The sequence below is a fragment of the Gordonia sp. UBA7599 genome (genome assembly GCA_002477755.1).
Classification (GTDB): Bacteria; Actinomycetota; Actinomycetes; order Mycobacteriales; family Mycobacteriaceae; genus Gordonia.
Window position 1 is genome coordinate 21,189 of record DLKD01000010.1, and the last position, 6,011, is coordinate 27,199.

The 6,011-nt window shown below is 68.3% G+C and carries 6 protein-coding genes and 1 tRNA gene; 2 read left to right on the forward strand and 5 right to left on the reverse strand.

Annotated features, from left to right (window positions below):
* Positions 1–42: 42 nt before the first annotated feature.
* Complete coding sequence (locus B4L26_RS00775; protein WP_290714643.1) at positions 43–402, reverse strand: hypothetical protein; 360 nt, start codon at positions 400–402, stop codon at positions 43–45.
* A 96-nt stretch (positions 403–498) separates the two neighbouring features.
* Between B4L26_RS00775 and ychF the strand changes: the two genes are divergently transcribed.
* The gene (gene ychF, locus B4L26_RS00780; protein ID WP_290714646.1) at positions 499–1,578 is read left to right on the forward strand and encodes a redox-regulated ATPase YchF; all 1,080 of its coding nucleotides are present in this window, start codon (positions 499–501) and stop codon (positions 1,576–1,578) included.
* Between the two features lie 38 nt (positions 1,579–1,616).
* Here the strand turns inward: ychF and B4L26_RS00785 are convergent, their stop codons facing one another.
* The 4 genes from B4L26_RS00785 to B4L26_RS00800 form a co-directional block, all read right to left on the reverse strand.
* Positions 1,617–1,994 (reverse strand): VOC family protein, encoded by a 378-nt coding sequence (locus B4L26_RS00785; RefSeq protein WP_290714649.1) that lies wholly within the window; start codon positions 1,992–1,994, stop codon positions 1,617–1,619.
* 65 nt (positions 1,995–2,059) lie between these two features.
* Complete coding sequence (gene selB / locus B4L26_RS00790; RefSeq protein WP_290714652.1) at positions 2,060–3,841, reverse strand: selenocysteine-specific translation elongation factor; 1,782 nt, start codon at positions 3,839–3,841, stop codon at positions 2,060–2,062.
* A 3-nt stretch (positions 3,842–3,844) separates the two neighbouring features.
* Entirely contained in the window at positions 3,845–5,149 is a 1,305-nt protein-coding gene (selA, locus tag B4L26_RS00795; protein ID WP_290714658.1) for an L-seryl-tRNA(Sec) selenium transferase, read from the reverse strand.
* Between the two features lie 40 nt (positions 5,150–5,189).
* Positions 5,190–5,285 (reverse strand) — tRNA-Sec (locus B4L26_RS00800).
* A 31-nt stretch (positions 5,286–5,316) separates the two neighbouring features.
* On the opposite strand from B4L26_RS00800, the gene selD reads away from it, so the two are divergent.
* On the forward strand, positions 5,317–6,011 hold a 695-nt coding region (gene selD / locus B4L26_RS00805; protein WP_290714655.1), incomplete at its 3' end, for a selenide, water dikinase SelD.

Consider the following 6,011-nt stretch of genomic DNA (forward strand, 5'->3'; position numbering starts at 1 on the left):
CGACCCGTATGTGGTCGCAGATCTAGGCACAAACATCCTCGCTCAGTCCTCGAGCGCGCTGATCGCGATCCCGTAGGGCAGGAAACGCACCCGACGATGCTCGTCGGTGTTGTGCTGGTTGGCGCGCAGCGCCTCGATCTCAGTGGGGAAGACCTGCTCGACGCGGGCGTTCTCACCGTCGCGCGCGATGATCGCCCAGACGCCGTTCCCGGCGTCGGCGGCGGTTTCGGGCTCCGGGCGGGGGCGGCGGCCGTCGCGGGTGGTCGTGAATGCCGAGGTGAATACAGGGCCCTGGTTCTCGACGAACTTGGCGAACATGCCGCGCAGGCTTTCACCGGCGTCGCGCGCGAAGCGGTCGAAGTCGTCGGGGTCCATGCCGAAGGGGCCGTCGTTGTAGGCCATGGGGGTCTCCTCGGTGAGATGTGTGGCTGTCTTGATCCAGTCAACGTCCGGTCCGCCCGGAATGTTCCGGCAAGCGCACCGATAGACTGACCCCCCGTGAGTCTCACCCTCGGAATCGTCGGGCTGCCCAACGTCGGCAAGTCCACCCTGTTCAACGCGCTAACGCGCAACGACGTGCTCGCCGCGAACTACCCGTTCGCCACGATCGAGCCGAATATCGGAGTCGTCGAGCTGCCGGACAAGCGCCTTGAGCGCCTCGCCGAGATCTTCGGATCCGAGCGCATCCTGCCTGCGACGGTGTCGTTCGTCGACATCGCCGGCATCGTCAAGGGCGCCTCGGAGGGGGAGGGGATGGGCAACCAATTCCTCGCCAACATCCGCGAGGCCGACGCCATCTGCCAGGTGGTGCGCGTCTTCGCCGACGACGACGTCGTGCACGTCGACGGCCGGGTGGATCCGTTCGCCGACATCGAGGTCATCGAGACCGAGCTGATCCTCGCCGACCTGCAGACGCTGGAGAAGGCGATCCCGCGCCTGGAGAAGGACGCCCGCAAGAACAAGGACCTCGCCGCGACGCTGGCCGCCGCGCAGAAGGCGCAGGAGCTCCTCAACGACGGCAAGACGCTGTTCTCACAGAAGGACTCCTTCGAGCTGTCGTCGGTGCGGGAACTGCACCTGATGACGGCCAAGCCGTTCCTCTACGTCTTCAACGCCGACGAGGCGGTTCTCACCGACGACGCCCGCAAGCAGGAACTGCGCGCCAAGGTGGCGCCGGCCGACGCGGTGTTCCTCGACGCGAAGGTCGAGAGCGAGTTGCTCGAGCTCGACGAGGACGACGCGCAGGAACTGCTCGATTCCATCGGTCAGGACGAGCCGGGGTTGCGGTCGCTGGCGCGCGCGGGTTTCCACACGCTGGGGCTGCAGACGTATCTGACGGCCGGGCCCAAGGAGTCGCGCGCCTGGACGATTCATCAGGGCGACACCGCCCCCAAGGCCGCCGGGGTCATCCACACCGACTTCGAGAAGGGCTTCATCAAGGCCGAGGTCGTGTCGTTCGAGCACCTCGACGAGCACGGCTCGATGAGTGCCGCCAAGGCTGCCGGCAAGGTCCGTATGGAGGGCAAGGATTACGTCATGCACGACGGCGACGTCGTCGAGTTCCGGTTCAACGTCTAGGCATACGAAGAAGCTCGCGGGACGCTTTGCGATCGAGGTCAGCCGCGGTTCTGCGGCCGCTCGTTGAACTGGAGTTTGTCCCCGTCCGGGGCGTCGACTGTCGCGAAGGTGCCCCACGGTTCCCGTGTCACGTCGGAAGTCGTCGCTCCTCGTGCACGCAACTGCAGCACCGTGGCGTCGACGTCATCTGCGGCGAAGGTCAGAAAAGCGCCTTCGCCGGGCTCTCGCCCGAACGCCGCGGCCGCGGACAAGACAATCGATGTCTGCGCTCCTGTCGGCTTCACTTCCAGCCAGCGTCCACCCTCACCCATGTCGGCGTCCATGACGACGTCGAAACCAAGGGTGTCGCGATAGAACTCGAGGGCGGTGTCTTGGTCGCTGACGTAGAGGACACACGACGCTACGGCGGTGATCATCTCTTGCAACCCTACCGAGGCCCGTCGATCGCGGCGGGTCATATGAGTGGTCCTCGAGGGGCAGCTCAGCGCACGATCTGACGATGACCGGAATCGATCCGCCTCGTCCAGCCGCGTGCATCGAGATGTTCCAACAGCGGGATCGCTACCCGCCGCGATGTGCCCAGCGCCTGCCGGGCTTGCGAGGTGGTGAACGGCTGAGGCAATCGCGCGAGTTCGCGCATCGCCAGCGCCGGGGTTCGGGGGAGAACCATGACACCGTCGCCGAGGTGGAGTAGCCGACCTGCACGTTGAGCGGCAGCGAGTTCCTTTGTGCCCAGATGCAGTTCGGCGAGTTCCTCCGCAGTCGGTGCGACGAACGGCGACTCCGCCAAGCGTCGTTCCACTTCGGAGACCGCCGATTCGGCAGGGCCCATGTCACCACGATGATCGGGCAGGAACAGCCAGCCGCCCTCGGCCCGCACTCCCGCGCCCGCGATCACCGCGGGCAGCAGCGCCACGTCGGGAAGGGCCAGCAGATCCCGGGCCGCCCCGTCACTCAGCCCGGCCGTGAGCGGGTCGCGCTCGTGCAATGCCACCACGGCGCCGCGCAGGCGGGCCTGCCAGTCGTCGAGTTGCTGATGCGACACCCACCAGCGGCCGACCTCCTCGACTCCGTCGGGCAGTGCTTCGACGGCGAATCCCGACCCCGCCAACCGGCTGCGCTCGACGGCGCCGCGGCGCGCCACTTCCTGACCCACGGCCGAGTCATCGTCGCGAAAGGCCAGATCCTCGCCTCGCCGCACGCCGTCCCCGCGGCGGCGCAGGGGCGGCGGATCCAGGTCGAGCACCCGGGCGCCGCCGACGATCCGGCCTGCCCCGGGATCGCGCAGCACCAACTGGTCGCCGACATGCAACGGAAGCGGCGAGGCAAGCGTCAGACGATGGTGGTCATCGTCGAACGAGCGTGACCGCGCCGGAACGGCCGCCGACCCGGCATGCACGGTGAGCAATTCGGGAACGGAACCGCCGCCCGACGTTCTCCGCACGTCGATCAACGACACACGCACGACCGTCCCCGGTGTCACCAGCGCGTCCCCGCGGTGCACATCGACGGCACTCACACCCCGGACATTCACGGCGACACGGCTGACCGGTCCGGCCACGTCGCAGTCGCGTCCGTGAGTCTGCAGACCGCGCACCGTGACCTCGCGAGTCCGGGTTCCGCCGAGCAGTTCCAGTCGGTCGCCCGCCGTCAGCGTTCCCGCCGGCAGAGTCCCAGTGAGGACTGTGCCCGCGCCGGTGATGGTGAAGGCCCGATCTACCCAGAGTCGGACCGGCCCGTCGGCACGCGGCGCTGGGAGAGCACCCAGAACCGCGTCGAGGGTCGTTACCAACTCGACCATCCCGGTACCCGCGACAGCCGACACCACGACCACCGGCGCCTCGGCCAGCCCTGTATCCGACAGTTCACGACGGGTCTGGGCAATCACCTCCGCGACCCGTTCCGGAGCCGCCCGGTCGGCGCGACTGATCACGACCAACCCGTGTGAGATCCCCAGCGCGGCAATCGCATCCCGGTGCTCGGACGACTGTGCCATCCAGCCCTCGTCGGCTGCGACCATGAAGCAGACGACGGGAGAAGGGCCGAGTCCGGCGAGCATGTTGCCCACGAATCTTTCGTGCCCGGGCACATCCACGAAGCCGACCTCGCGTCCGGACGGCAGCGTGGTCCACACGAAACCGAGATCGATCGTCAGACCGCGGCGACGCTCCGCCTCCCACCGATCCGGTTCCATCCCGGTCAGCGCTTTCACCAGCGTCGACTTCCCGTGATCGACGTGGCCGGCGGTGGCAACGACGTACACGGGTCAGAGCCCGCGCAGTGCAGTCTGCACGGCCTGGCGGAGGAAGTGATCGTCTGCCTCCGGCACACACCGCAGATCAATCAGCGTGGCACCGTCGTGCACTCGCGGCAGCACGGCGGGTGAGCCGAGTCGCAGTGGCCGAGCCGCCGCTTCGGGCAGTCGCACCGCACACGCGCGCAGTGGAACACCCGGTGCTCCGCCGCCACCGACCCGGCCGTCGTGATCTACCACCGTTCCGCCGACGGCCGTTGCGAGCGCCTCGGTGCGTTCACGCAGCCGCGCCGGGTCGGCATGTAGATAGTCGGTGACCGGCGGCCGTGGACCGGACAGCGTTGCCTCCAGTGCTGCCAGCGCCAGTTTGTCCATCCGGACCGCGCGCGCCAGCGGATGGCGAGCCATCGACAGCACCGTCTCGGCACGGCCGAGCACGATGCCGGCCTGCGGGCCGCCGAGCAGTTTGTCGCCGCTGGCGGTGATCACGTCGGCGCCGTCGGCCAGCGTGGTGGCGGCGTCCGGCTCGTCGGGCAGCACCGGGTCGGGTGCGAGCAGTCCGCTACCGAGATCGACGACGAGGGGAACGCCACGTTCTGCGCTCAATGCGGACAACTCGCGGACCGAGACGCTGGAGGTGAAGCCGGTGACACGGAAGTTGCTGGGGTGCACCTTGAGCACACAGCCGGTGTCGGGGCCGATCGCGGTGGCATAGTCGTGCAGGTGCGTGCGGTTGGTGGTCCCGACCTCGCGCAACCGCGCCCCGGTCGAGGCGATCAGGTCCGGCAGGCGGAATCCCGCGCCGATCTCGATCAGCTCGCCGCGCGATACGACCACCTCGCGGCCCGCCGCCAGGGTCGTGGTCGCCAGCACCAGCGCCGCGGCGCCGTTGTTGACGGCGAGTGCTTCTTCGGCGGCCGGACAGGCCGCCAGTAGCGCGGCTCGCGTGCCCCGGCCACGTTTGCTGCGCGTGCCGGTGTCCAGATCCAGTTCGACGTCCACGTAGCCAGCTGCCAGGATCAGCGCCTCGACCGCAACCGGCGAGAGCGGTGCGCGCCCCAGGTTGGTGTGCACGACGACTCCGGTTGCGTTGAGAACCGGGGTCTGAGTGGAGGTCCTTGCCGCCGCCAGTTCGGCGACGACGATGGCCTCGACCTCGTCTGGCGAGATCTCCCCGGTTCGCGCGCGTTCCTGCGCCGAGCGGATCACCGACGTGATCACGTGGCCGGCCACCAGCGAGCGCGCGCGGGCCACCTCGGGTAAGGCGAGCAACGCATCGGTGCGGGGAATGTGGCGCCGTGAATCCTGTTGCTGCACAGCGTCATCCACCGCAGAACCCCTCCTGTGACCGGAAAGCTGGCGGAGACGGACGGGAATCGAACCCGCCAGACCGAGATACTCGGCCTCACTGGTTTTGAAGACCAGGGGACCCACCAGGAATCCAGACGCCTCCGCCGCCCACGATAGCCGCCTATCCTCTGGAGGTGACTGTGATACCGGGCAAACTCCAACGCCTCACCTCCTACGCACACGGCGGAGGCTGTGCGTGCAAGATTCCCGCCGGGGAACTGGAGGATGCGATCCGAGACCTCATCGGACCCGCGGACCCCGACGTTCTAGTCGGCCTGGACGACGGCGACGACGCCGCTGCGGTCCGGGTCGCTGACGGCCTCGCGGTGCTCTCGACCGCCGACTTCTTCACCCCGGTCGTCGACTCGCCCTACGACTGGGGCCGGATTGCTGCCGCCAACGCATTGTCGGATATCTACGCGATGGGCGGCCGGCCGGTCGTCGCAATCAATCTGGTCGGCTGGCCGCGCGGAGTACTGCCGATGGAGATGATGACCGAGGTGCTCCGCGGCGGTCTCGATGTCGGAGCGGAGGCCGGCTGTCCGGTGATCGGCGGCCACACCATCGACGACCCGGAGCCGAAATACGGCATGGCGGTGACCGGCATCGCTGACCCTGACCGGTTGCTGCGCAACGATGCAGCGCGGGCCGGGCTGCCTCTCACCCTGACCAAGCCGATCGGTGTCGGATTGCTCAACAATCGGCACAAGAGCACCGGTGAGAACTTTCCGCAGGCAATCGCCTCAATGACCGCACTCAACCGGGGCGCCTCCGCCGCTGCGCTCGGCGCCGGGGCCCGCGCCGCCACCGACGTGACCGGCTTCGGCCT